Below are 24,633 nucleotides of genomic sequence, written 5' to 3' on the forward strand. Positions count from 1 at the left end.
ATGACCCGGGACCTCCGCCGCGCGACAGCGGCTCTGATCACCACGACCCTGCTCCTCGTGGGCGGCGTCGCCTCGGCGTCCGCCGACGACATCGACGACCGCCGCGCCGCGGCGGAGCGCCGCCAGTCCGAGATCCTCGGCAGCCGCGAGCAGCTCCAGTCCGAGCTCGAGGACACGGACGCGGCGCTCGCCCAGGCCGTCGTCGACCTCCAGGCCATCGAGGCCCGGCTGCCCGTCGCGCAGGCCGAGCTCGACGCCGCCCAGGCCGAGGTCGAGCGGACGCAGCGCGAGGCGGAGCTGCTCGCGCAGCGGCTCGAGGACGCGCTGGGCCAGGAGGCCGCGATCAGCGCAGAGATCGAGCGCGGTGCGACCGAGGTGGCCGACGCCAAGTCGAGCATCGCCGAGATGGCGCGCCAGGCGTACCGCGGTCAGGGAGACGTCTCGAGCCTCGGCATCGTCACGGGTGCGCAGAGCACCGAGGAGTTCATCGCGGAGTACGCCGTCTCCTCGACGGCGGCACGCAGCCAGTCCCGCTCGCTCCAGGAGCTCCTCGAGGCGGAGTCCGTGTCGCGCAACCGCGAGGCGCGCCTCCAGGCGGTGCGCGAGACGGTCACCGACCTCAAGCAGCAGGCGGACGAGAACCTCGTCGCCGCCGAGGCAGCCCGCACGGCCGCGGCCGACCGCAAGGCCGAGGTCGAGCAGCTGATCGTCGACCAGCAGGCCAAGAAGGCGACGATCGAGGAGCGCAAGTCTGCGGCCGAGGCGAAGGTCGCCGAGAACGAGGCCGCGCAGCAGTCCCTGCAGAGCGAGATCAAGGGCATCATCGCGGAGCAGGCCGAGCGTGACCGCAAGGCCGCCGAGGAGGAGGCGCGCCGCCAGCAGCAGAGCCAGCAGTCCGGCGGCGGCGGTGGCGGCGGGGGCGGCGGGTCGTCCTCCGGCGGGGGTGGCGGCGGGGGCGGGGGTTCGTCCTCCGGCGGCGACCGCGGCAGCATCTCGAGCTTCCTGTCGTACCCGACGGCGGTGCCCTACGTCACCTCGAGCTACGGGATGCGGCTGCACCCCATCCTCGGCTACTACCGCCTGCACGCGGGGACGGACCTGCGGGCCTACTGCGGCACGCCGATCATGGCGTCCGGCCCCGGGACGGTCGTCCACGCCCAGTGGCGCAACGGGTTCGGCAACCAGGTGCTGATCAACCACGGCACGGTGGGCGGCAAGAACCTCATGACGAGCTACAACCACCTCACGCGCTTCGCGGTGTCGTCGGGTCGGACTGTCAACAAGGGCGACGTCATCGGGTACTCGGGCAACACCGGCCTCTCGGGGGCGTGCCACCTGCACTTCGAGGTGTACGTCAACGGGTCGACGATCGACCCGATGTCCGTGCTGCGCTGACCGGGCCGGGTCGCGCTCCGGGCGTCGCGCCCGACCCGTCCCGGCCCCCGCGCGACCGCACCCGGGGGATAATCGGTACCGGGCGCCGTCGGGCACCCGTACGCTGGGGCGCCCGCACGGCTCGGGGCCGGCGCACGGACGGTGCCCCGGACGAGCACCCGGGCGACAGCACCGACAGCAGAGAAGGACGGTAGGACACGGATGGCGAAGGACAGCGGCCGCAAGGTCGTCGCCAGCAACCGCAAGGCACGCCACGACTACGTGATCGAGGACGTGTACGAGGCGGGGATCGTCCTGTCCGGGACCGAGGTCAAGGCGCTGCGGATGGGCAGGGCGTCGCTCGTCGACGGCTACGTCGCGGTCGACCGCGGCGAGGCCTGGCTCGAGAACGTCCACATCCCCGAGTACACCGAGGGCACGTGGAACAACCACGCCCCGCGCCGCAAGCGCAAGCTGCTCCTGCACAAGGAGGAGATCCTGCGCCTCGAGTCCAAGACGCGCGAGAAGGGGCACACGATCGTGCCCCTCGCGCTGTACTTCCTCGACGGCCGCGCCAAGGTCGAGATCGCGCTCGCGCGCGGCAAGAAGGAGTACGACAAGCGCCAGGCGCTCCGCGAGAAGCAGGACAACCGCGAGGCGCAGCGCGCCATGCGGCAGCGCGAGCTGCGCTGACGCCGCGCGGGGCGTCCCGCACGCGGTTCCTGTGCCCGACGCCGGCCCCACCCGCTGGTGACGCCGTCGCCCTCGACGTACGGTCGAGGGCGAGACGACGACCGCGAACCAGGAGGCCCCATGGTCAAGCTCCGCCAGTACATCCCGCGCCTCGCGGCGGGGGCGTACATCCTCAACTCCGGCCTGAGCAAGCGCGGTGCCGACGAGGAGACCGCGCAGGGACTGCACGGGATGGCCGCCGGCACGTACTCGTTCCTCGGGGACGTCGAGCCGAAGCAGTTCACCAAGACCCTGTCGACCGCCGAGATCGCGCTCGGCGCGGCCCTCGTGGCGCCCTTCGTCCCGACCGGTCTCGTCGCCGTCGGGCTCGGCGTCTTCTCGGCCGGCCTCGTCGGCATGTACCTCAAGACGCCGGGCATGACGCGCGAGGACGGGGTGCGACCCACCGAGCAGGGGACCGGGCTCGCGAAGGACGTGTTCCTCCTCGGGATCGCCGGCGGGCTGCTCGTCGACTCGCTGAGCCGGAAGAAGTAGCCGCGACGCGGGTACCGGCGGTGCGCGACCGCCGGTACCCGGCCGCGCGGAAATATCCGTGCGGGGCACGGCGTTGATCGCGTAGGCTGGACCTGCTGCACGAGGTCCGGGTCCGCCCGGGCGTCGCGCAGTGCTTGACAACTGCACAGGGGGTGATCGGTTTCGACGGTGGTCGTGCTTCGAGGAGAAGCGGGCCGAGGATGCAGGCTTATCTCGTAAACGATGTCTGCAAAACACAGGTGCCGATAACAAGCGCACCGACTTCGCCCTCGCCGCCTGAGCGAGCCCCGAAGTCCGTCAGCCCGAGCTAGCTCTCGACTCGGATCCTGGCGTCATCTAGAGAGCCACTGCTCGCAGTCCTCGTCACCGGGGCTGCGGGGACTTTCAGGTGACTGAGCCCGTCCGCATCTTGTCTGCGTGAGTGCGGGGGCCGAGAAAAACGACAGCAGACTGCGCCCGGAGAAGTCCTCGATCGGCGTCACCGGACCGGGGTTCGATTCCCCGCACCTCCACCCCTGCGGCGACGGCCCGCACCCCTCTCGGGGTGCGGGCCGTCGTCGTACCGGCGCTCTGTGCGGTCACCAGCCGTGGCGCTCCCAGGCCGCCGCCGCCTCGTCGCCCTCGAGCCACTCGAGGCGCAGCCGCCGCCCCCGCACCTCGAGCCGGGCGTCGTCGTCACGAGGGAGCGGGGGCGCGCCGGGGTCGTCGCTGTACAGGTCCTCGTCGTCGCCCGCGCCGTCGAGGTGGGCCCGCCACTGCACGCGCGGCTCCGGGTTGACGTGCCGGGGGAACGTCTGCGGCCCGACCGTGTCCCAGTGCGTGCACACGCGCGTCACGAGGTGACCGGCGAGCCGGGCCGTGCCCTCGTCGTCGGCCCACAGGCGCGCGACGCGACCGGTGCCCTCGGGGGCGACGGGCTCAGTCACGGGCGGACGCCCCGACGAGCGGAGCCCGCCCCGACGACGGCGCCTGCGGGTCGTCGTCCGGCCCCGTGCCGCCGTCGTCGGCCGGGGGAGCGCCGCCGTCCTGCGCACGACGGCGGACCCGGCGCAGCACCCAGCGCACGACGAGCAGGACGAGGCCGACGACGACGAGCCACGGGAGCAGCGCGCCGAGGACGACGACCAGGCCGTTGAGCGTGGTCAGCAGAGCGTTCCAGCCGTTCTGCAGCCCGCCGAGAAATCCGCCGGGGGCGAGCTGCTCCGTCGGCACCACCTGCACGACGGTGACGTGCAGCGTGGACATCGAGACCTGGTCCGTGAGCGCGGCGCGCTGCGACTGGAGCGACTCGAGCTCCGCCTGGCGCGTCGTGAGCTCCTGCTCGGCGGCGAGCAGGTCCGCGGTCGTCGCGGCGTCGCCCATGAGCGTCCGCAGGCGCTCGACCGACGTGGTGAGCGCCGCGACGCGGGCGTCGAGGTCGCGCGCGGTGCCGGTCACGTCGACCGCCTCGATCGCGAGGTCGCGCACCTCGCCGACCTGACCGAGCGCGTCCACGGTCGCGGTCGTCTGGGCCGCCGGCACGCGCACGGTCAGCTCGGCCGTGGGTCGCGCGTCGCCCTCGGGCTCGGACTGCCGTCGGCTCTCGACCCGCCCGCCCGCGCTCTCCGCGAGCTCGGCGACCTGCTCGGCAGCCGCCGACGGGTCCTTCGCGACGACGGTCACCGAGCCGGTCGTGACGATCTCCCGGTCCGCCTCGACCACGGCGTCCTCGTCGCCGGTCGTGATCCCGGCCGGGGCGCCGGACGAGGCGTCGGTGCCGTCGACCACCGCCGCCTCGGACCGCGCGCCGGAGTCGAGGGCGGCGTCGCCGACACCCGGCGTCGCGGAGCAGCCGGCCAGGAGCGCGCCGCCGAGCACCAGGGCGGCGACGACGGCGAGAGGGCGAGTGGTCCGCATGCTGCGAGGGTAGGGGGCCAACCGCGCGAACCGGACAGCCGCACCCACATCGTGACCGTCTTGTGAACTGTCCGTGATCCGACCGTCGCCCGGCGCCGTGCGGACGCGCCGGTCAGCGCGCGAGGATGGGCGCGTGCTCGTGTGCTGCGGACTCGTGACCCTCGACGTCGTCCAGGTCGTCGACGCCCTGCCCGGACCCGACGAGAAGGTCGTCGCGCGGTCCTTCGCCGCGACCTTCGGCGGCCCGGCCGCGAACGCCGCGGCCACCGCCGTCGCGCTCGGCGTCCCGACGGCCCTCGTGACCGCCGTGGGCCACGGGCCCCTCGCCGCGGTCGTGCGGGCCGAGCTCGAGTCCTCCGGCGTCACGCTCGTCGACGCGGCGGACGGCGTCGCCGGGGCGGTGCAGCCCGCGGTCTCGACGGTGCTGGTCACGCGTGCGACCGGCGAGCGCGCGGTCGTGAGCACCAACGCCTCCGGCTTCGGCGACCTCACCGATGCGCGGCTCGTCGCGCCGGGTCGCACGACGGACCCGCTGGACGAGCTCGGCCCCGGGGACGTGCTGCTCCTCGACGGCCACCACCCGGGGCTCGCGCTCCGGGTCGCGCGCCGCGCGCGGGAGCGCGGGTGCGCCGTCGTGCTGGACGGGGGCTCCTGGAAGCCCGACGCGCCCGCGATGATCGGGCTGTGCGACGCCGTCGTCGTGTCGGCGGACTTCCGGCCGCCCAGCGTCGCGACGGACGACGTGCTCGACGCCGTCGCCGCGCTGGGCCCTCGGTTCGTCGCGCGGACCCGCGGTCCGCGGCCCGTCGAGGTGCTCGACGCGGGGGAGAGGTACGAGGTCGCGGTCCCGCGGCCGCGCCGCGTGGTCGACACCCTGGGTGCGGGCGACGTGGTCCACGGCGCGTTCGCCGCGGCGGCGGCGCACGGGTCGTCGTGGCGCGCGGCGCTGGAGGACGCCGTGCTGGTCGCGTCCCGCTCGGTCGAGCACGCCGGTGCGCGGGGCTGGATCACCGCGACGTCGTGACGTGCGGGGCCGTGGGACCAAGGTCCCGGGTCGTGGCCTACTCGGCTACATTTCGGTCACGAAGCCGGGAGGGAGTTGACAGCCACTTAGTAAAGGCAGTCTACTAACAAACATGACAACGGCAGTCACCGGCACCGGCGCACCGAGGAGGCGACTGAGCACAGGGCTCAGGCCGACCTCCAAGGTGCTCCCCGAGCACGCTCGGGCCCACAACCGGTCGCTCGTGCTGCAGCACCTGTTCCACGAGGGGCCCACGTCGCGCGCCGACCTCGCGCGCGCCACCTCGCTCACCCGCGTGACCATCTCCGACCTCGTCTCCGTGCTCATCGCCGAGGGCCTGGTCGAGGAGCTCGGCGTCCGCCCGGGGCAGCGCGTGGGCAAGCCCGCGATCCTCGTCGGCATGCGCACGAGCGCGTACCAGATCGTCTCCGTCGACCTCACCGACGACGAGGTCCTGCGCGGCGCCGTCGTCACGCTCACGGGCGACTTCGTCGTCCGGCAGAGCCTCGCGGTGGACGGCCGCACCGGCACCGAGCTCGTCGACCTCCTCATGCGCTTCTGCCGCGGCCTCATCGCGTCCGCGACCCAGCCGGTCATCGGCGTGGGGATCGGGTCGCCCGGCGTCGTCGACGCCGAGGGCCGCGTCATCGAGGCGCCGAACCGCCGCTGGTACGACGTCCCCCTCGCGGCCCAGCTCACGGAGCGGCTCGGGCTCGCGGTCCACGTCGCCAACGACGCCAACATCGCCGCGCTCGGCGAGTTCACGTTCGGGGGAGCGGCCGGGGACGGCCTGCTCGTCCTCACGGTGGGCGAGGGCGTGGGCGCCGGCATCATGGTCGACGGCGCACGCGTGCACGGGCACGCCGACGCCGCCGGCGAGCTCGGCCACGTGACCGTGGTCGAGGACGGCGAACCGTGCGCCTGCGGGCGCCGCGGCTGCCTGGAGACCGTCCTGTCCGTGCCGGCGCTGCGCCGCGCGGTGGACGGGCTCGACACCGAGGCTTCCGACGCCGTGCTGGCGTCGGTGGGCAGGACGCTGGGCATCGCCCTGGCCCCTGTCGTCAGTGCGCTCAACCTCGCGGAGGTGCTCGTGAGCGGTCCTGCGGACCTGCTCGACGGCCCCCTGCGCGAGTCGGCGTTCGAGACCATCCGTTCCCGCACCATGCCGGTCATCGGCAGCGGGCTGCAGGTGCGGATGGCCACGCTCGACGAAGACGTCGTCCTCGCTGGGGCCGCCGTCCTCGTCCTCTCCGGACAGCTGGGGGTCTCGTGAGCCGACGACGCTCCGCCTGACCCACCCTGCCCGACCGGGGCGCGGGCCACGACCCGCCCCTCACGACCTCCTGGGACCCCCAGTGCAGCACCCCCGGGAACGCAGTAACACAGCAGCACCCCTGCACACGCTCGATTACGCAGGACTCCTGCCACACCTCCGGTGGGGGCATCGCCGCCACCACCAAGAATCACCGAGAGGAAGCACCCAGTGAAGAGGAACCGTCTCGTCGCCGCCTCCGTGGCGTCGACGATCACCCTGGCGCTCGCGCTGACCGCCTGCAGCACCGGCGGCGGGAGCGACGACAACGGCTCCGGCGACGGCGAGTCCGCCTCCGGCGACATCCGCGTCTGGCTCAACGGGTCGGACACGCCCGACGCCGCGCGCGACTACCTCAAGACCACGTTCGAGGAGGAGAACCCGGGCAGCACCCTCACCATCGAGGAGCAGTCCTGGACCGGCCTCGTCGACAAGCTCACCACGTCGCTCTCCGGCTCCGACAGCCCGGACATCGTCGAGGTCGGCAACACGCAGTCCCCGGCGTTCACGTCGGCCGGCTACTTCCGCGAGATCACGGAGGACGAGTTCCAGTCCCTGGGCGGCGACGACCTGCTCGGTGGCTTCGTCGAGGCCGGCGACTGGGAGGGCAAGCACTACGCCCTCCCGTACTACGCCGGCTCGCGCGCCGTGTTCTACACCCCGCAGGTCACCGGCTCCACGCCGGTCCCGACGACGCTCGACGAGTACGTCGCGACGGCGAAGTCGCTCAAGACGGACACGGTCTCCGGCGTCTACTGGCCCGGTCAGGACTGGTACAACGCCCTGCCCTTCGTCTGGGAGAACGGCGGCTTCATCGCCGAGCAGAACGACGACGGCGAGTGGGAGGCCGGGTTCTCCTCGGAGGGCGGCCTCGCCGGCCTCGCGCAGGTCCAGGACCTCATGACGAACGCGTCGCTCGCGCCGAAGGACGGCCAGGAGACCGATCTCCAGGTGCCGTTCTGCGAGGGCAAGGTGGCGTTCGTGTCGGCCCCGACGTGGATCGCCGGCACCATCAAGACCTCGGCCACGCCCGAGGACCCCAAGACCACCCCCGGGTGCCTCGAGACCTACGGCTCCGACCTCGCGGCGTTCCCGCTGCCCGGCAAGACCGCGGGCGAGCCGGCGGCCGTGTTCGCCGGTGGCTCGAACATCGCCGTCGCGGCGAAGTCCAACAACCCGGACCTCGCGTACAAGGCGTTCGAGATCATGATGAGCGACGAGTACCAGACCATCCTCGCCCAGGCGAACATGATCCCGGCGAAGAAGTCGCTCGCGAACCAGGTGCCGCAGGACAACCCGATCGCCCAGGCGGGCGTCGAGGCGGCGCAGAACGCTCGCCTCACCCCGGCGTCCCCGAAGTGGGCCGACGTCGAGGCGCAGAACGTGCTCCAGAGCGCCTTCACGAAGATCGCCAACGGCGACGACGTGCAGACGGTCGCCGAGGAGCTCGACGCGAAGATCGAGTCGATCCTCAACAGCTGAGCCGGTCCGACGGTGCCCGGTGACCGCCGGGCACCGTCGGAGGCTCGAGCCGTCAGGGGTGGGGACTCCTTCGCCGGAGCCCCCACCCCTTCCCATGACGAGCCCCGGAGGCACGTCGCCTGCGCACCACCGCGCAACCCCTGACGGAGTGAGGAAATGAGCTCAACCACCCTCGAACCCCGCACCGAGCGCTCCGGCGCGCCCGTGCGGCCACCCAAGAAGCGGCGTCCACCGATCCTGCCGTGGACGCTCCTCGTCCCCAGCCTCGTCGTGCTCGGCATCCTCGTCGGATACCCGCTCGTGCGGCTCGTCATCATGTCGTTCCAGGAGTACGAGCGGGCCCAGCTCATGGGCCAGCCCGCCGAGTGGGTCGGCTTCGACAACTACGTCCAGGTCCTCACCGACGTCGACGGCTTCTGGACCGTGCTCCTGCGCAGCTTCGTGTTCATGGTCGCGTGCGTCGTCCTGACCATGGTGCTCGGCACGCTCATCGCGCTGCTCATGATGCGTCTCGGCAAGGGCTTCCGCCTGCTGGTCTCGGTCGGGCTGCTGCTGGCGTGGGCCATGCCGGCGCTCGCCGCGACCATCGTCTGGGGCTGGATCTTCGATACCCAGTACGGCGTCATCAACAACCTGCTGACCACGATCACGGGCGACAACTGGATGGGCCACTCGTGGCTGCTCAACCCGCTCCAGTTCTTCCTCATCGCGACGATCGTCATCGTGTGGGGCGCCGTGCCGTTCGTCGCCTTCACGATGTACGCGGGACTGACGCAGATCCCCGGCGAGGTCCTCGAGGCCGCCCAGCTCGACGGCGCCCGCCCGGTTCAGCGGTTCCGGCTCATCATGGTCCCGTACGTCCGGAGCATCATCACGGTGCTCATCGTGCTGTCGATCATCTGGGACCTGCGCGTCTTCACGCAGATCTACGCCCTTCAGGGCGTGGGTGGTGACCGCGACAAGACGAACACGATCGGCGTGTACATCTACCAGATGGGCATGGCCCAGGGGCACTACGGGCTCGCGGGCGCCATCTCGGTGATCTTCGTGTTCATCATGCTCGGCATCTCGTTCTACTACGTGCGCCAGACGGTCCGGGAGGAAGAACTGTGAGCACCGTCCAGACCACCCCCCGCGCCGCGGTCCGGCACGCGTCTGCCGCAACGGGCCCTGCCCCTCGCGTGAGCCGTGAGAAGCAGCGCAAGAAGCTGGCGAACGTCGGCTACGCGATCCTGGCGATCATCGTCTTCGTCTCGTCGGTCTTCCCCGTCTACTGGATGATCAACACGTCCTTCCTGCCGTCGAGCCTCGTGCGCGGGACGGAGCTCAAGTTCTTCCCGACGCCCGACGTCTTCACGCTGAACAACTACGTGACGGCGATCACCGACGAGACCCGCGCTCCGTTCATCCCGGCGATGGGGAACTCGCTCACGGTGACGTTCTTCACGCTCGTCATCGCCATGGTCCTCGGGTTCCTCGCGTCGCTCGCGGTGACGCGGTTCCGGTTCAAGGGCCGCCGCACGTTCATCCTCGCGATCCTCGTGGTACAGATGATCCCGGGCGAGGCGATGATGATCTCGATCTTCCGGATCATCGACAACTGGCAGATGCTCAACACCATCGTCGGCCTGGGGATCGTCTACGTGTCCGGCGTGCTGCCGTTCACGATCTGGACGCTGCGCGGGTTCGTCAACGGCGTTCCCGCGGACCTCGAGGAGGCCGCCATGATCGACGGGTGCTCGCGAGGCAAGGCGTTCTGGAAGATCACCTTCCCGCTCCTGGCCCCCGGGCTGGTCGCGACGGGTGTCTTCGCGTTCATCCAGGCGTGGAACGAGTTCGTCATGGCCCTGATCATCATGCAACGCCCGGAGTCCATGACCTTGCCGGTCTGGCTGCGCACCTTCCAGCAGGCGACCCAGGCGACCAACTGGGGCGCGCTCATGGCCGGCTCGGTGCTCATCGCCATCCCGGCGGTGGTCTTCTTCCTCATCGTCCAGGGTCGGATGACCGGTGGCCTCGTCTCGGGTGCGGTGAAGGGCTGACGTGAGCGACCTGAGCACGGCTGCCTCGCTCGACGGCGAGGCGGCCGCAGCCCTGGCCGGACGCCCCGGTCCCGGGACCGCGTCACGGCGCGGCCCCGCGGGACCGGGCAGCGCGGTGGGCCTCGACATCGGCGGCACCAAGGTGCTCGCGGCCTTCCTCGGCCCCGACGGGGTCGCGCGCGAGACGCTGCGGCTGCCGACGGTGCGCGGACCGGAGGGCGTCGTGTCCAGCGCGGCGCGCGCGGTCCGCGAGGTGGTCCGGCGCGCCTGCGGTGACCTCGCGGACGTCGACGGCGTCGGTGTCGGGGTCCCCGGGCTGGTGGACCCCGCCGACGGCTCCGTCGTGCACGCGGTGAACCTCGGCATCGAGGGCGGACGCTTCGCCCTCGCCGAGGCGCTGTCCGCGGAGCTCGGCGGCGTCCCGGTCCAGGTCGACAACGACCTCAACGTGGCCGCCCTCGGTGCCTCGCACCTGCGCGGCGCGGAGGGGGAGGACCTCGCGTTCCTCGCTCTCGGCACCGGGCTCGCGGCCGGCATCGTGCTCGGCGGCGAGCTCCGCCGTGGCGTGAGCGGCGCGGCGGGGGAGATCGGGCACATCCCGATCGACCCGCGCGGGCCCGAGTGCGCGTGCGGGCAGCGCGGGTGCGTGGAGGTCTACGCGTCGGGCTCCGCCGTGTCGGCGCGCTGGCCGTCGCGCCACGGCAGACCGGCCCCTGCCGAGCTCTTCGAGGCCGCGGCCGCGGGCGACCCGGAAGCGATCCGGATCAAGGACGAGTTCGCGTCCGCCGTCGCCTCCGCCGTGCGGATCCTCGAGCTGACGGTGGACGTGCGCCACGTGGTGCTCGGCGGCGGCGTGTCCGCGCTGGGCCAGCCGCTGCTGGACGCGGTCCGCGACGCGCTCGACGCGCAGTCGAGCACGTCCCCCTTCCTGTCTTCGTTGCGTCTGTCGGAGCGGGTCTCCCTCGCTCCGTCGGACGTCCCGGTCGCCGCCGTGGGCGCTGCTCTCGTCGGCCGTCGAAAGGTGTTGTGATGGAGGTCGTGATCGCTCCGGCGGAGCGGTTGGCGGTGCTGGCTGCGGATGCCGTGGAGGCGGTGGTGCGGTCGGGGCCGGGGGCGGTGCTGGGGTTGGCGACGGGGTCGTCGCCGTTGAAGGTGTATGACGAGCTGGTGCGGCGTCATGTGCAGGAGGGGTTGTCGTTCGCGGGGGTGCGGGCGTTCATGCTGGACGAGTACGTGGGGTTGCCGGTCGATCATCCGCAGCGGTACCGCAACGTGATCGAGACGGAGATCGCCTCGCGGGTGGACTTCGCTCCGGGTGCGGTGCAGGGTCCGGACGGTAACGCGGAGGACCTGGTGGCGGCGTGCGCGGCGTACGAGGAGTCGATCGCGGGGGCGGGGGGTGTGGACCTGCAGATCCTGGGGATCGGGACGGACGGGCACATCGCGTTCAACGAGCCGGGGTCGAGCCTGGCGTCGCGGACGCGGATCAAGACGTTGACGGCGCAGACGCGCGAGGACAACGCGCGGTTCTTCGGTGACGACGTGGATCGGGTGCCGCGGCACTGTCTGACGCAGGGTCTGGCGACGATCATGTCGGCGCGGCACCTGGTGCTGCTGGCCACGGGCAAGGGCAAGGCGGAGGCGGTGCACCAGCTGGTGGAGGGTCCGGTGAGCGCGATGTGGCCGGCGACGATCATGCAGATGCATCCGCACGCCACGGTCCTGGTCGACGACGCGGCGGCCTCGCGCCTGCAGCTCGGCGACTACTACCGCCAGACGTACGCGTCCAAGCCCGACTGGCAGGGCCTCTGACCCGACGGGTCGACGACACCTCGCGGGAGCTCCCGCGACACCGAGCCGCCCGTCGGCGCGCGGTCCACGCCCCTGGACCGTGCGTCGGCGGGCTTCGTCGTCTCCCGTCCCCGCGGCCCGTGGTCCGCGCGGCGGGTGTCGCACGGCGCGCGGACCGGCCGCGGCGACGGCCGCCCGACGTGTGGGCGTCGCGACGTAGACTTCACTCCATGATCGAACTCCGCGCGAGCACGCCACCCGGGGGTCCCGAGGACCCGTTCCGGACTCCTGCGACCGAGCCGACGACCGGCACGTCGACCGGGGTGCTCGAGCGCGAGGAGACGCGCGAGCAGACCGAGCCCGGCGACCACGAACGCTTCGCGCACTACGTGCGCAAGGAGAAGATCATGCAGTCGGCGCTCTCCGGCAAGCCGGTGATCGCGCTGTGCGGCAAGGTCTGGGTGCCCGGCCGTGACCCGAACAAGTTCCCCGTGTGCCCCACGTGCAAGGAGATCTACGAGGGACTGCGAGACCCGCAGGACGGCGAGGGTGACTCCGGCAAGTGAGCGCGGAGCACCACACGACGTCCACCGGTCACTCCGCCCCCGACTCCCGTAGCAGGACCTCGCCGCCGGCACCCCAGAGCCCGTCCTCCGCGGCGGCGTCGCACCTCTCGCCGGCGTTCCCGCGGCGCGCCCCGTGGGGCTCGGCGTCCAAGCTGCGCGCCTGGCAGGCCGAGGCGCTCGAGCTGTACCGCACGCGCGCGCCGCGCGATTTCCTCGCCGTCGCGACACCCGGCGCGGGCAAGACGACGTTCGCGCTGCGCGTCGCGACCGAGCTCCTGGAGCAGGGCGTGGTGCGGCGCGTGACCGTCGTCGCCCCGACCGAGCACCTCAAGCACCAGTGGGCCGACGCCGCGGCGCGCGTCGGCATCCGGATCGACCCGAACTTCCGCAACAGCCAGGGCCGGCACGGCGCGCACTACGACGGCGTCGCGCTCACGTACGCGCAGATCGCCGCGAAGCCGGCGCTGCACGCGGCGCGCACGACGGCCGACCGCACGCTCGTCATCCTCGACGAGGTGCACCACGGCGGCGACGCGCTGTCGTGGGGCGACGCGGTGCGTGAGGCCTTCGAGGACGCGACCCGGCGCCTCGCGCTCACGGGCACGCCCTTCCGCTCGGACACCGCGGCCATCCCGTTCGTCGAGTACGAGCGCGGCCCCGACGGCATCCGGCGGTCGCGCGCCGACTACACGTACGGGTACGGCGACGCGCTGCGCGACCACGTCGTGCGGCCGGTGCTGTTCCTGTCCTACTCGGGCAACATGCGCTGGCGCACGAAGGCCGGCGACGAGGTGAGCGCGCGTCTCGGCGAGGCGCTCACCAAGGACATGACGGGCCAGGCGTGGCGCACCGCGCTGGACCCGAACGGCGAGTGGATCCCGTCGGTCCTCGCGGCCGCGGACAAGCGGCTGACCGAGGTCCGGCGGGCGATCCCCGACGCGGGCGGCCTCGTCATCGCGACCGACCAGACGGACGCGCGTGCGTACGCGGGCCACCTCGCACGCATCACCGGGAAGTCGCCGACGGTCGTCCTCTCGGACGACGACGGCGCGAGCAGCCGCATCGAGGAGTTCTCCGACGGCGACGCGCGCTGGATGGTCGCCGTCCGGATGGTGTCGGAGGGCGTCGACGTCCCGCGGCTCGCGGTGGGCGTGTACGCGACCTCGACCGCGACGCCGCTGTTCTTCGCGCAGGCCGTCGGGCGGTTCGTGCGTGCCCGCAAGCGCGGCGAGACGGCGTCGGTGTTCCTGCCCAGCGTGCCGCACCTGCTCGAGCTCGCGAACGGGCTCGAGATCGAGCGCGACCACGCGCTGGACCGGCCGCTCACCGCGGAGGAGCAGGGGGAGGGGTTCAACCCCGAGGACGCGCTCCTCGCCGAGGCGAACCGCGAGGACAAGGCGTCGGGCGAGCTCGTCCAGGGCTCGTTCGAGGCGCTCGAGGCCCAGGCGTCGTTCGACCGCGTGCTGTTCGACGGCGGCGAGTTCGGCACGGGCGCGGACGTCGGCTCGGACGAGGAGCTCGACTTCCTCGGGCTGCCCGGTCTGCTCGACGCGGACCAGGTCACGACCCTCCTGCGTCAGCGGCAGGCCGACCAGATGAGCGCGCGCTCGCGCACCACGCAGTCCGCGGAGCGCGAGCGGGCCGAGATGGACCATCGGCGCGCCGCGGAGCTCCGCAAGGAGCTCCAGCAGCTCGTCTCGGCGTGGTCGCGCCGCAGCGGGCAGCCGCACGGGTCGGTGCACACCGAGCTCCGCCGCCGCTGCGGCGGGCCCGAGGTCCCGCTCGCGACGGTCGAGCAGCTCGACGCGCGGGTCGCGACGGTGCGCGGCTGGTTCGTCGGGAAGCGGTAGCCCGCGCGGCCCCGGCGGCCGGGCGCGCACGCCCGGCCGCGACCGGGTCGCGGCCCGGTCGGGGAGTCAGGACAGCGTGTGCACGACCGTCGGGATCGCCGGGTCGCCGGCGGAGAGGCGGCGCGCGCCGCGGGGCAGCTCGGCGCGCGCCTCGCGGTGGCGGTGCGCGGCGTTCTCCACGCCGTACGACCCGACCCAGCGCGAGTCGACGGCGCCGTCGACGACGAGGGGCACCTGGAGCCGGCGGAGATCGACGTCGTCGGGCTCCCACTCCTGCACGGCGAGGTCGGCACCCGTGACGACGACCTCCTCGACCGCGCGCCCGTCGGCGTCGTAGCGGCGGGCGGCGCACTTGCGGCCGCCCGTGCTCGTCTTGGCGGTGGACGCCTTGGCGACGGGCTGGAGCACGCCGCTGGAGTCGGCGCGGGCGACGAGCTTGTAGACCATGCCGCACGTGGGGGCGCCGGAGCCGGTGACCAGGGAGGTGCCGACGCCGTAGGAGTCGACGGGCGCGGCGGCGAGCGACGCGATGGCGTACTCGTCGAGGTCGGAGGTCACGGTGATCTTCGTGTCGTGCGCGCCGAGGGCGTCGAGCTGGCGGCGCACCTCGACGGCGAGGACGCCGAGGTCGCCGGAGTCGAGCCGCACGGCACCGAGGCGGCCGCCGGCCGCCTCGACGGCGTTCTCGACGCCGCGGCGCACGTCGTAGGTGTCGACGAGCAGCGTGGTGCCGGGTCCGAGGGACGCGACCTGCGACGCGAAGGCGGACTTCTCGTCGTCGTGCAGGAGCGTGAAGGCGTGCGCGGCGGTGCCGATGGTCTCGAGGCCGTACCGGCGGCCCGCCTCGAGGTTCGACGTCCCGGCGAACCCGCCGACGACGGCGGCCCGCGCCGCGGCGACGGCCGCCTGCTCGTGCGCGCGCCGCGCCCCCATCTCGAGGCACGGGCGCTCGACGGCGGCGCTCGTCATGCGGGACGCGGCGGACGCGACGGCCGAGTCGTAGTTGAGGATCGACAGGACGAGGGTCTCGAGCAGCACCGCCTCGGCGAACGTGCCCTCGACCGTCATCACCGGCGACTGGGGGAAGAAGACCTCGCCCTCGGGGTACCCGGTGATCGTCCCGGTGAAGCGGTAGCCGGCGAGGAACTCGAGGGTGCGGTCGTCGACGACGGACTGCGCGTGCAGCCAGTCGAGCTCGGCGGCGGAGAAGCGGAACGACGACAGCGCCTCCAGGACCCGCCCGGTCCCGGCGAGGACGCCGTACCGCCGACCCGGCGGGAGGCGGCGCGTGAAGACCTCGAAGAGGCAGTGCCGGCCCGCGGTGCCGTCGGCGAGCGCCGCCTGGAGCATCGTCAGCTCGTAGCGGTCGGTGAGGAGCGCGGTCGACGCACCGGGCTGGTACGTCGGCTGGTACGACGGCCGCTGCGTCGGCGAGGCGGAGGGGGCAGCGCTGTCGGTCGCGGGGAGGGCGACGCTGCCCGGGTCGGCGAGGCTCATGCGGAATACCGTAGGGCAGCGACCGCCGCGGTGGGCGCCGACAGGCCCGCGAATAGAGTGGTGACGTGAGACCCCACCCGATCTTCACCCGCCCCGCTGCCGCGCGGGCCTCCCTGACCGTGCCCGAGGAGGCGGTCCGCACCGAGGAGGCGACCCGGCTCGACAGCCCGTGGGTCACCCTCGTGTGGAACGACCCGGTCAACCTCATGAGCTACGTCGCGTACGTGTTCGAGTCGTACTTCGGGTACTCCACCGCGCGCGCCCACGAGCTGATGATGCAGGTGCACCAGGAGGGGCGGGCCGTCGTGTCCACGGGCGACCGCGAGCGCATGGAGGTCGACGTGCAGGCGATGCACTCGTTCGGGCTGTGGGCGACGCTCCAGAAGGACGGCGAGCAGTGAGGCCGTTCCGCGCGGAGGCGCACGGGTACGTCGCCGAGCTCGAGCCGTCGGAGCGGATCGTGCTGGCGCAGCTCGCGGGCGACGTCGCGCAGATGCTCCAGGAGGGCGTCCCCGGGCGGGCGTCGGACGCGCCGGGCCGGTCCGCGCCCGACGACGCGTGGTCGCCCCCGGGCTGGACGGGCCCGACGCCCGGTGGGGGCGGGACGGACGCGACGCCGCCCCCGGACCCGGCCGTGCGCCGTCTGCTCCCGGACGCGTCGGACGACGTCGAGGTGGCGCACGAGTTCCGGCGCTTCACGCAGGACGACCTCGCGGCGCGCAAGGTGGGCCGGCTGGTGCTGCTCGGCCGGATGCTCGTGGACTCCGAGCCGGCCGAGGCGGCGCCGTTCGTCGTCGGGCGCGAGGAGGCGCAGGACGTCGCGGGCGCCCTGACCGACGTGCGCCTCGTCCTGGCCGAGCGCCTGGACCTGCGCACGGACGAGCAGGTCGAGGGCCTGTACGACGAGCTGGACCGGGAGGGCGACGACGGCCCGGACGACGGCGAGGTCGGGGGCGCGCCGCGCCGCTTCCTCGTGAGCGTGTTCCTCCTCACGGGGCTGCTCCAGGAGTCGCTCGTCGACGGCATGCTCGCGGACCTGCGGGCGGGGCGGGGCGGTCCGCGCCCCGGGCCGCGGGGCTGAGCGTGGCGGGGACCTGTGGGCGCTGCCACAGCGGCGTGCGCGTGGTTCGGGGCGCCTGGCGCGGGGCGGCGACAGTAGGCTCGGCCGGGTGAACGACGCTCCCATCGGGATCTTCGACTCGGGCGTGGGTGGCCTGACCGTGGCACGCTCGATCCTCGACCAGCTCCCGAACGAGGCCCTCCTCTACATCGGGGACACCGCGAACAGCCCGTACGGGCCGAAGCCGCTCGCGGCGGTCCGGGCGATGGCGCTGGCGATCATGGACCAGCTCGTCGACGACGGCGTGAAGATGCTCGTCATCGCGTGCAACTCCGCCTCGTCCGCGGTGCTGCGCGACGCGCGCGAGCGGTACACGCAGCGCCACGGCCTCCCGGTCGTCGAGGTGATCCTCCCGGCGGCACGTCGGGCCGTGGCCGCGACGCGGTCGGGGCGCATCGGCGTCATCGGGACGCGGGCCACGATCACGTCGCGCTCGTACGAGGACGCGTTCGCCGTGACCCCCGGCCTGACCCTGACGACGCAGGCGTGCCCCGAGTTCGTGCCGCTGGTCGAGCAGGGCGTGACGTCGGGCCCCGAGGTGCTGGAGGTCGCGCACCGCTACCTGGACCCGGTGAAGGCCGCGGGCGTGGACACGCTCGTGCTCGGGTGCACGCACTACCCGCTGCTGACGGGCGCGATCTCGTACGTCATGGGCGACGAGGTCACGCTCGTGTCGAGCGCGGAGGAGACCGCGAAGGACGTGTACCGCACGCTCGTCGCGCACGACCTCGAGCGCTCGCGCGACGCGGGGCCGCCGCAGCACCGGTTCCTCGCGACGGGGAGCGCGGAGCCGTTCGAGCACCTCGCGCGCCGGTTCCTCGGCCCCGAGGTGCTGAGCGTGGAGGCGGCCTGATGCGTCTCGTCACGGTCGGGTGCTCGGGTTCGTTCGCGGGCCCGGCGTCGCCCGCGTCGTCGTACCTGGTCCAGGTCCCGGCCGCAGAGGCCGCGGCCGCGGGGTTCGAGGCGCGCGACTGGAACGTCGTGCTGGACCTGGGCAACGGGTCGCTGGGCGCGCTGCAGCGGTTCGTCGAGCCGCTCGACGTCGACGCCGTGGGACTGTCCCACCTGCACCCCGACCACTTCGTCGACGTGTGCGGCCTGTACGTGTACCTGCGCTACCACCCGGTGCGCGGCTCGACCCGCACGGGCGTGCCGAGCCGGCTCACGGTGCTGGGCCCGGCGGGCACGGCCGCCCGCATCGAGGCGGCGTACGGCGCGGAGCCGGGTGACGGCGTGACGGAGGAGCTCGACGTGCGCGCGTGGGAGCCGGGCGCGCCGGTCCGGGTCGGCCCGCTCGCCCTCGAGCCGTACCGCGTGTTCCACCCGGTCGAGGCGTACGGGGTGCGCGTCACCGGGCCGTCCACGCTGCGCCCGGGGGAGAGCGCCGTCCTCGCGTACACGGGGGACACGGACGCGTGCGACGGCGTGGTCGAGCTCGCGCGCGACGCCGACCTGCTCCTGTCGGAGGCGGCGTTCCACGAGGGCCGCGACGACGGCGTCGAGCGGGGCATCCACCTCACGGGGCGGCGCGCGGGCGAGGTCGCGACCGCGGCCCGCGCGCGCCGGCTCGTGCTCACGCACCTGCCCGCGTGGAACGACCCCGAGCGCTCGCGCGCCGAGGCGCGGGAGACATACACCGGCCCGGTCGACGTCGCCACGACGGGCGCGGTCTTCGACCTCTGACCGCTGAGCGCGGGGACGAGCCACCGTCGGCAGCCCGGGAAGATGCGACCATCCACCGCGCTCAGCGGTGGGCCGGGGGTCGGTAGGGTGGCGGCATGACCATCCCCTCCTCGTCTCCGGGCACGGCCGCGCCCCTCCGCGCCGACGGCCGCACGCCCGACCAGCTCCGCCCCGTGACCATCACCCGCCACTGGCTCGACCAGGCCGAGGGCAGCGTGCTCGTCGAGTTCGGCCGCACGCGCGTGCTGTGCGCGGCGTCGTTCACCGAGGGCGTGCCGCGCTGGCGCAAGGGGTCGGGCGAGGGCTGGGTCACCGCCGAGTACGCGATGCTGCCGCGCGCGACGAACGAGCGCAGCCAGCGCGAGTCGGTCAAGGGCAAGATCGGGGGGCGCACGCACGAGATCTCGCGGCTCATCGGCCGGTCCCTGCGCGCGATCATCGACGTCTCCGCGCTCGGCGAGAACACGATCGTGCTCGACTGCGACGTCCTCCAGGCCGACGGCGGCACACGCACCGCCGCGATCACCGGCGCCTACGTCGCGCTCGCCGACGCCGTCGCGTGGGGCCAGCGGCACGGCCACATCAAGGGCGGCAAGCCCGTGCTGACCGACTCCGTCGCGGCCGTGAGCGTCGGGATCATCGACGGCACGCCCATGCTCGACCTCCCGTACGTCGAGGACGTCCGTGCCGAGACGGACATGAACGTCGTCGTCACGGGCTCCGGGACGTTCGTCGAGGTGCAGGGCACCGCGGAGCACGCCCCGTTCGACCGCGCCGAGCTCGACGCGCTGCTCGACCTCGCGGTGGCCGGCACCGCCGACCTCACGGCGATCCAGCGCGCGGCGCTCGCGGCGGACCCGCGGTGAGCGGCACGCCCGAGGCGACCGGCGTCGTCGTGCCCGACGGCGCGCGACTCGTCCTCGCGACGCACAACCCGGGCAAGATCGCCGAGCTGCGCGCGATCCTCGCGGCCGAGCTCGACGCGCACCCGGGGCTCGAGCTCGCGCCCGAGGCGATCGTCGGCGCGGGCGACGTCGGCGCGCCCGAGCCCGTCGAGGACGGCGTGACGTTCGCCGAGAACGCGCTCATCAAGGCGCGCGCCCTCGTCGCGGCCACCGGGCTGCCGGCCGTCGCGGACGACTCCGGTCTCGCCGTCGACGTGCTGGGCGGCGCACCCGGGATCTTCTCGGCGCGCTGGGCGGGGCGGCACGGCGACGACGTCGCGAACCTCGAGCTCCTGCTCGCGCAGCTCGGCGACGTGCGTGCGGAGCACCGCGCGGCCGGTTTCGTGTGCGCGGCGGCGCTCGTCACGCCCGACGGCACCGAGGTCGTGCGGACGGGGGAGATGCGCGGGACCCTGCTCACCGCGCCGCGCGGCGCGAACGGGTTCGGCTACGACCCGATCCTCCTGCCGGACGAGCAGCCCGGCGCGGGGACGGCCCGCTCCGCGGCCGAGCTGAGCCCGGCGGAGAAGAACGCGATCAGCCACCGCGGCAAGGCGTTCCGCGCTCTCGCGCCGGACGTCGTCGCGGCGCTCTCAGCGCGGTAGGGGGCGGCCGGCGAGCTCGCGCTCGCGGCGTCGGCGGTCGCCCGGCCGCAGGACGCCGACGAGCGCGACCACGCCGCGCCAGCCGAGCATCGTCACCGCGAGGAACCCGAACGACACGAGCTGGAAGGCCGGGGCCACGCCCTGGTCGGTGAGCACGCGCAGCAGGACGCCCAGCGCCCACGTGCAGCCCCAGACGACCACGCCCGTCGGCCACAGGGCCCACGGCCGACGCCACGCGCGCGTGACGAGCCAGCCCAGCGCGGCGCCCGCGGCGAACGGCCACGCCACGACGAGCAGCCGCGTCAGGCCCTCGTCGGCGGAGTGCGTCGCGAGGCCGCCGGTCGCGAGCGCGAGGACGCACGCGACGTCGGCCAGCGCGGCGAGCACGACGAGCCCGGGGCGACGAGGGCGCGGTCCGGTGGGCGCGAGGTCGGTCATGCTCCCGACGGTACCCCGCCCGCGGGACCGTCTCCGCACGGCCCGGACCGGCCCTGGCGGGTCGATCCCGGGACGCGGAGGGTCGATCCCCAGGAACATAGGGTGGTCCCCGTGCACCTCGCCGCCGACGACCTCGCCTTCGCCTACCCCGGACGCCCCGTCCTCGGCGGGGTCGGGCTGCGCGTCGCCGCGGGGACGCGGCTCGGGGTCGTGGGGGAGAACGGCACGGGCAAGTCGACGCTCCTGCACGTGCTCTCCGGCGACCTCGCGCCCGGCCGCGGGGAGGTGCGCCGCGCGGGCTCGCTCGCGCTCGTCGAGCAGGAGCTCGCGATCGCGCCGGGCCAGACGGTCGGCACGCTCGTCGCCGCGACGCTGAGCGGGCTGCGGGCGGTCGCTGCCGAGCTCGAGGCGGCGGCCCGGGACTTCGACCACGAGGCGGGCGACCTCGCCGAGCTCACGGAGATCCTCGCCCGCGCCGAGCACCTCGCCGTGTGGGACGCGGACCGCCGGGTCGACGTCGCGCTCTCGCGCCTCGGCGCGTGCCGCGACCGGGACCGCGAGCTCGCGACCCTGTCCGTCGGCGAGCGCTACCGCGTGCGGCTCGCGTGCCGGCTGGCCGAGCGCGCCGACCTGCTCCTCCTCGACGAGCCGACCAACCACCTCGACACCGGCGGGATCGACTTCCTCACCGGCGAGCTCGTCGCGTGGCGCGGCGGCGTGGTGATGGTCACGCACGACCGCCAGCTGCTCGACGACGTCGCGACCGAGATCCTCGACCTCGACCCGGCGATGGACGGGAAGCCGGTGCTGTACGGGCAGCCGGGCTACCTCTCCTACCGGTTCGCGAAGAACCGGGCGCTGCACCGCTGGCGGCAGCGGTTCCGGGCGGAGCAGAAGCGCGCGGAGAAGCTCGCGGCGGTCCTCGACGCGTCGTACGAGGGGCTGTCCGACGAGTGGCGCCCGCCCAAGGGCAGCCAGAAGCACCGCCGCGCGACGCGCGCCCGGATCCACGTCAAGGCCGCGGACCGGCGCCTCCAGCAGCTCGAGGCCGAGGCCGTCGAGGTGCCCGTGCCGCCCCTCCAGCTCGTCTTCCCCGAGCTCCCCGCGATGTCGCCGGGCTGGGAGCCGGGCGACCCGGTGCTCGAGCTGCGCAGCCCGCGCGTCGGGCCCGACGGCGGAGCGCGCCTCGACCTGCCCGGGACCCGGGTCGCGCTCCCTCCCTCGGGGCGTCTGCTCGTGACCGGGCCGAACGGCAGCGGCAAGTCGACGTTCCTCGCCGCGCTCGCGGGCCTGGTGCCGCTCGACCGCGGCACCCGGTCCGTCGTCGACGGCGCGCGGCTGGGCGTCGTCGCGCAGGAGGGCCCGGCGCTGCCCCCGGAGGCGGAGGACCGCACCGGGTTCGACGAGTACGCGCGCGAGGCGCTCGACCTGCTCGACGCGGGCCGCCTCGACCCCGAGCACCTCGTCCCCGTCGCGTTCCTGGGCCTGCTCACGGAGGAGGACCTGGAGCGGCCGCTGCGCGAGCTGTCCGCGGGGCAGCGCCGACGGTTCGACCTCGCCCGCGCGCTCCTCGCGGCGCCGCACGTGCTGGTCCTCGACGAGCCGACCAACCACCTGTCGATCGACCTCGTCGACGAGCTCACCCAGGCGCTGCGCGTCACGCCCGCGGCGGTCGTCGTGGCGACGCACGACCGCCGCATGCGCGAGGACCTCGACGACTGGCCCCGGCTCGAGCTCGGCTGACCCGCAGCGCCCTCAGCGCCGGACCGGCCGGAGCGTCGTGGCCAGGGGGCGGGCGGGCCCGGCTGGTCAGCGGCCCTCGGCCGGGCTCTCCGCCGGGACGAGCACCTTGCCCAGCGCGCGACCCCACGCGCGCGCCCGGTCGAGCTCGCCGTCGTCCAGGGGTCCCTCGACGTCGCCGACGTAGAACGACGCGGACGGGACCACGAGCCGGAACCCCGCGCGGCGCATCGCCCTGGCGGCGCCGCGGGCTGCCGAGCCCGGGAGCGAGCGGACCTTCGTCGCGCGCGTGTCGAACGTCGCGGCGAGCCGCCCCTCCTCCTGTGGCGGGAGGGACTCCACCCACTCGCGCAGCCCGGTGGCCCGGTCGGAGACCGGGCCCGTCGCGCGCTGCACCGCCTCGGCGCGGGTCGCGGGGCGCGTCATGCCCAGGGCGTGCGTCGGGCCGCCGGCGACCACCAGCTGCACGTGGCGCAGGGCGTCCGGGTGGGCGGCCGGGTCGGTCACGTCGACGACCTCGACGCGCACCGTCTCGCACAGCCCCTCCGCGATGGCCTGCGCGACGCGTTCGCTGTTGCCGTACATCGACTCGTAGACCACTGCGGCGTCCATCGCGCTCACCCCTTCGTCGACCGCCCGTCCGGACCGGACGGGTCCCCTCCCTCCAGCGTCCGGCTCCGAGGGCGCGAGGCCCAGGGCCGACGGGAACGAGCGTGCGGGCCCTTGGTCCCGGGCGCACTGCCGGGGCGCGAGAGGGTCAGGGCGCGGGGCGCAGGCGGGAGTCGACGAGACGCACGACCCACGCGAGGGCGAGGAAGACGACCGCCACGACGGCGGTGTTGACGAGCGCCCGGCCGAGGCCGAGCTCGCCCACGTCGAGGAACGGGTAGGGGTACCAGCCGACGACGGCGCCCCGGACGAACGTGTACGCGATCCACGCGAGCGGGTACGCGACGGACCACCAGACCGTCGCGGCGTCGACCCGCGGGCGCGGGCCCACGAGTCCCCACGCGGCCACCGCGAGCAGCGGCGCGACGAGGTGCAGCAGGAGGTTCGAGACCTGGCCGGCGCTCGTCAGGTCCTGCAGACCGCGCAGCACGGTGTTGTAGACGATCCCGGTCACCGCGATGCACAGCAGCGCGTCGAGGCGCGCGACGCGGAAGACGGTCCCGTCGCGCGCGGGTCGCGCCGCGAGCAGGACGGAGACGACCCCGACGAGCAGGTTCGACTGGATCGTGAAGTAGGAGAACAGGCGCACGAGGCGCTCGGCCTGGCTCGGGGCCGTGCCGGGACCGTCGACGAGCGCGATCGCGACCTCCAGGAAGACGCCCGTGAGCGCCGCGACGGCGACGAGCGCGTGCAGGGTGCGGGCCACGACGTGCCGGCCCGCGTCGACCCGGACGCCTGGCGCGTCGGTCACGGCAGGCGGCCGACGTACGCCATCGCCTGGCGCAGCAGCACCCCCTGGCCGCCGCGCATCTCGAGCTGGACCTCGTCGCTGCACGCCTGCTCGGGCGTGAGCCACGCGAGCTCGAGGGCGTTCTGCTGCGGCCGGCAGTCGCCCGTCACCGGCACGACGTACGCGAGCGAGACCGCGTGCTGGCGGGGGTCGTGGTAGGACGTGATGCCCGGCGTCGGGAAGTACTCGGCGACCGTGAAGGGCTGCGGGGACGCGGGCACCTGCGGCAGCGCGACCGGGCCGAGGTCCTTCTCGATATGGCGCAGCAGCGCGTCGCGGATGCGCTCGTGGAACATGACCCGCCCGGAGACGAGGGCCCGCGTCATCATGCCCTCGGGCGTCACGCGCAGCAGGAGCCCGACCGCGACGACGTCGCCCGAGTCGTCGACCCGGACGGGGACGGCGTCGACGTAGACGAGCGGGAGCTGGGCGCGCGCGACCGCGATCTCCTCGGCGCTGAGCCAGCCCGCGGGGCGCGGGTTGTCGTGGGAGAAGTCGTCGGGCGGGAAGTCGGCGGTGTCGGTCACGCGACTGTTCTACCCCGAGCGGTGCGGCGGGGCGAGTCCGCCCCGGGCGCCACTGC

The 24,633-nt window shown here is 73.9% G+C and carries 26 protein-coding genes and 1 other RNA gene; 20 read left to right on the forward strand and 7 right to left on the reverse strand.

Annotated features, from left to right (window positions below; translation table 11 throughout):
* The 4 genes from GWJ10_RS02125 (at position 1) to ssrA (ending at position 3,116) form a co-directional block, all read left to right on the forward strand.
* Positions 1-1,395 carry a M23 family metallopeptidase gene (locus GWJ10_RS02125; RefSeq protein ID WP_163184716.1) on the forward strand — a complete coding sequence of 465 codons (1,395 nt, stop codon included), beginning with the start codon at positions 1-3 and terminating at the stop codon, positions 1,393-1,395.
* Between the two features lie 201 nt (positions 1,396-1,596).
* The gene (smpB, locus tag GWJ10_RS02130; RefSeq protein ID WP_021482407.1) at positions 1,597-2,067 is read left to right on the forward strand and encodes an SsrA-binding protein SmpB; all 471 of its coding nucleotides are present in this window, start codon (positions 1,597-1,599) and stop codon (positions 2,065-2,067) included.
* A gap of 120 nt (positions 2,068-2,187) precedes the next feature.
* Positions 2,188-2,601, forward strand: a complete 414-nt coding sequence (locus tag GWJ10_RS02135) for a hypothetical protein (RefSeq protein ID WP_021482408.1) — start codon at positions 2,188-2,190, stop codon at positions 2,599-2,601.
* Positions 2,602-2,749: 148 nt separating this feature from the next.
* Positions 2,750-3,116, forward strand: a transfer-messenger RNA (tmRNA) gene (gene ssrA / locus GWJ10_RS02140).
* Between the two features lie 63 nt (positions 3,117-3,179).
* Here ssrA and GWJ10_RS02145 read toward each other — a convergent pair.
* Both GWJ10_RS02145 and GWJ10_RS02150 read right to left on the reverse strand, forming a co-directional pair.
* Entirely contained in the window at positions 3,180-3,527 is a 348-nt protein-coding gene (locus tag GWJ10_RS02145) for a hypothetical protein (RefSeq protein WP_163184718.1), read from the reverse strand.
* Positions 3,520-4,497 carry a DUF4349 domain-containing protein gene (locus GWJ10_RS02150; RefSeq protein WP_076405292.1) on the reverse strand — a complete coding sequence of 326 codons (978 nt, stop codon included), beginning with the start codon at positions 4,495-4,497 and terminating at the stop codon, positions 3,520-3,522. The genes GWJ10_RS02145 and GWJ10_RS02150 overlap by 8 nt, the downstream gene beginning before the upstream one ends.
* Positions 4,498-4,630: 133 nt before the next feature.
* Here GWJ10_RS02150 and GWJ10_RS02155 point away from each other — a divergent pair, with 133 nt between their 5' ends.
* From GWJ10_RS02155 to GWJ10_RS02195, 9 genes are all read left to right on the forward strand, one after another.
* Positions 4,631-5,521, forward strand: a complete 891-nt coding sequence (locus GWJ10_RS02155; RefSeq protein WP_163184720.1) for a PfkB family carbohydrate kinase — start codon at positions 4,631-4,633, stop codon at positions 5,519-5,521.
* 112 nt (positions 5,522-5,633) lie between these two features.
* The gene (locus tag GWJ10_RS02160) at positions 5,634-6,794 is read left to right on the forward strand and encodes an ROK family transcriptional regulator (protein ID WP_051027709.1); all 1,161 of its coding nucleotides are present in this window, start codon (positions 5,634-5,636) and stop codon (positions 6,792-6,794) included.
* A gap of 210 nt (positions 6,795-7,004) precedes the next feature.
* Positions 7,005-8,315: an extracellular solute-binding protein gene (locus GWJ10_RS02165; protein ID WP_076405296.1), complete on the forward strand. Its 1,311-nt coding sequence runs from the start codon at positions 7,005-7,007 to the stop codon at positions 8,313-8,315.
* Between the two features lie 156 nt (positions 8,316-8,471).
* Positions 8,472-9,428 carry a sugar ABC transporter permease gene (locus tag GWJ10_RS02170; protein WP_061267685.1) on the forward strand — a complete coding sequence of 319 codons (957 nt, stop codon included), beginning with the start codon at positions 8,472-8,474 and terminating at the stop codon, positions 9,426-9,428.
* Between the two features lie 68 nt (positions 9,429-9,496).
* The gene (locus tag GWJ10_RS02175; protein ID WP_061267707.1) at positions 9,497-10,357 is read left to right on the forward strand and encodes a carbohydrate ABC transporter permease; all 861 of its coding nucleotides are present in this window, start codon (positions 9,497-9,499) and stop codon (positions 10,355-10,357) included.
* 1 nt (position 10,358) lies between these two features.
* Positions 10,359-11,387, forward strand: coding sequence for an ROK family protein (locus tag GWJ10_RS02180; RefSeq protein WP_240696649.1), 1,029 nt, complete (start codon positions 10,359-10,361; stop codon positions 11,385-11,387).
* A complete protein-coding gene (gene nagB, locus GWJ10_RS02185; protein ID WP_163184722.1) occupies positions 11,387-12,169 on the forward strand; it encodes a glucosamine-6-phosphate deaminase in 783 nt (260 codons plus the stop codon). Before GWJ10_RS02180 ends, nagB begins: the two co-directional genes overlap by 1 nt.
* A 209-nt stretch (positions 12,170-12,378) precedes the next feature.
* Positions 12,379-12,714, forward strand: a complete 336-nt coding sequence (locus GWJ10_RS02190; protein WP_021482851.1) for a DUF3039 domain-containing protein — start codon at positions 12,379-12,381, stop codon at positions 12,712-12,714.
* The gene (locus GWJ10_RS02195; RefSeq protein ID WP_043652576.1) at positions 12,711-14,564 is read left to right on the forward strand and encodes a DEAD/DEAH box helicase; all 1,854 of its coding nucleotides are present in this window, start codon (positions 12,711-12,713) and stop codon (positions 14,562-14,564) included. The genes GWJ10_RS02190 and GWJ10_RS02195 overlap by 4 nt, the downstream gene beginning before the upstream one ends.
* Positions 14,565-14,630: 66 nt before the next feature.
* Here the strand turns inward: GWJ10_RS02195 and GWJ10_RS02200 are convergent, their stop codons facing one another.
* A complete protein-coding gene (locus tag GWJ10_RS02200) occupies positions 14,631-16,061 on the reverse strand; it encodes a nicotinate phosphoribosyltransferase (RefSeq protein ID WP_163184724.1) in 1,431 nt (476 codons plus the stop codon).
* 113 nt (positions 16,062-16,174) lie between these two features.
* Between GWJ10_RS02200 and clpS the strand changes: the two genes are divergently transcribed.
* The 6 genes from clpS (at position 16,175) to rdgB (ending at position 20,413) form a co-directional block, all read left to right on the forward strand.
* Positions 16,175-16,462, forward strand: coding sequence for an ATP-dependent Clp protease adapter ClpS (gene clpS / locus GWJ10_RS02205; protein WP_206154435.1), 288 nt, complete (start codon positions 16,175-16,177; stop codon positions 16,460-16,462).
* Positions 16,459-17,142 carry a DUF2017 family protein gene (locus tag GWJ10_RS02210; protein WP_163184726.1) on the forward strand — a complete coding sequence of 228 codons (684 nt, stop codon included), beginning with the start codon at positions 16,459-16,461 and terminating at the stop codon, positions 17,140-17,142. Before clpS ends, GWJ10_RS02210 begins: the two co-directional genes overlap by 4 nt.
* Before the next feature lie 88 nt (positions 17,143-17,230).
* The gene (murI, locus tag GWJ10_RS02215; protein ID WP_163184728.1) at positions 17,231-18,034 is read left to right on the forward strand and encodes a glutamate racemase; all 804 of its coding nucleotides are present in this window, start codon (positions 17,231-17,233) and stop codon (positions 18,032-18,034) included.
* Positions 18,034-18,864: an MBL fold metallo-hydrolase gene (locus GWJ10_RS02220; RefSeq protein WP_163184730.1), complete on the forward strand. Its 831-nt coding sequence runs from the start codon at positions 18,034-18,036 to the stop codon at positions 18,862-18,864. Before murI ends, GWJ10_RS02220 begins: the two co-directional genes overlap by 1 nt.
* A gap of 95 nt (positions 18,865-18,959) precedes the next feature.
* Positions 18,960-19,730, forward strand: coding sequence for a ribonuclease PH (gene rph, locus GWJ10_RS02225; protein WP_043652567.1), 771 nt, complete (start codon positions 18,960-18,962; stop codon positions 19,728-19,730).
* Positions 19,727-20,413, forward strand: a complete 687-nt coding sequence (gene rdgB / locus GWJ10_RS02230; protein WP_061268533.1) for an RdgB/HAM1 family non-canonical purine NTP pyrophosphatase — start codon at positions 19,727-19,729, stop codon at positions 20,411-20,413. Before rph ends, rdgB begins: the two co-directional genes overlap by 4 nt.
* Here the strand turns inward: rdgB and GWJ10_RS02235 are convergent.
* Entirely contained in the window at positions 20,402-20,851 is a 450-nt protein-coding gene (locus tag GWJ10_RS02235) for a DUF3054 domain-containing protein (RefSeq protein WP_081896078.1), read from the reverse strand. The two genes, rdgB and GWJ10_RS02235, sit on opposite strands and share 12 nt — an antisense overlap.
* Positions 20,852-20,962: 111 nt before the next feature.
* On the opposite strand from GWJ10_RS02235, the gene GWJ10_RS02240 reads away from it, so the two are divergent.
* The gene (locus GWJ10_RS02240; RefSeq protein ID WP_163184875.1) at positions 20,963-22,594 is read left to right on the forward strand and encodes an ABC-F family ATP-binding cassette domain-containing protein; all 1,632 of its coding nucleotides are present in this window, start codon (positions 20,963-20,965) and stop codon (positions 22,592-22,594) included.
* A 66-nt stretch (positions 22,595-22,660) separates the two neighbouring features.
* On the opposite strand, the gene GWJ10_RS02245 is transcribed toward GWJ10_RS02240, so the two are convergent.
* From GWJ10_RS02245 to GWJ10_RS02255, 3 genes are all read right to left on the reverse strand, one after another.
* Entirely contained in the window at positions 22,661-23,203 is a 543-nt protein-coding gene (locus tag GWJ10_RS02245) for a flavodoxin domain-containing protein (protein ID WP_034655787.1), read from the reverse strand.
* 145 nt (positions 23,204-23,348) lie between these two features.
* Positions 23,349-24,011 carry a Pr6Pr family membrane protein gene (locus GWJ10_RS02250; RefSeq protein WP_241005628.1) on the reverse strand — a complete coding sequence of 221 codons (663 nt, stop codon included), beginning with the start codon at positions 24,009-24,011 and terminating at the stop codon, positions 23,349-23,351.
* Positions 24,008-24,577, reverse strand: coding sequence for an NUDIX hydrolase family protein (locus GWJ10_RS02255; protein WP_009863909.1), 570 nt, complete (start codon positions 24,575-24,577; stop codon positions 24,008-24,010). Before GWJ10_RS02255 ends, GWJ10_RS02250 begins: the two co-directional genes overlap by 4 nt.
* Positions 24,578-24,633: the final 56 nt, after the last annotated feature.

Source organism: Cellulosimicrobium sp. SL-1 (genome assembly GCF_011033075.1).
GTDB lineage: Bacteria > Actinomycetota > Actinomycetes > Actinomycetales > Cellulomonadaceae > Cellulosimicrobium > Cellulosimicrobium funkei.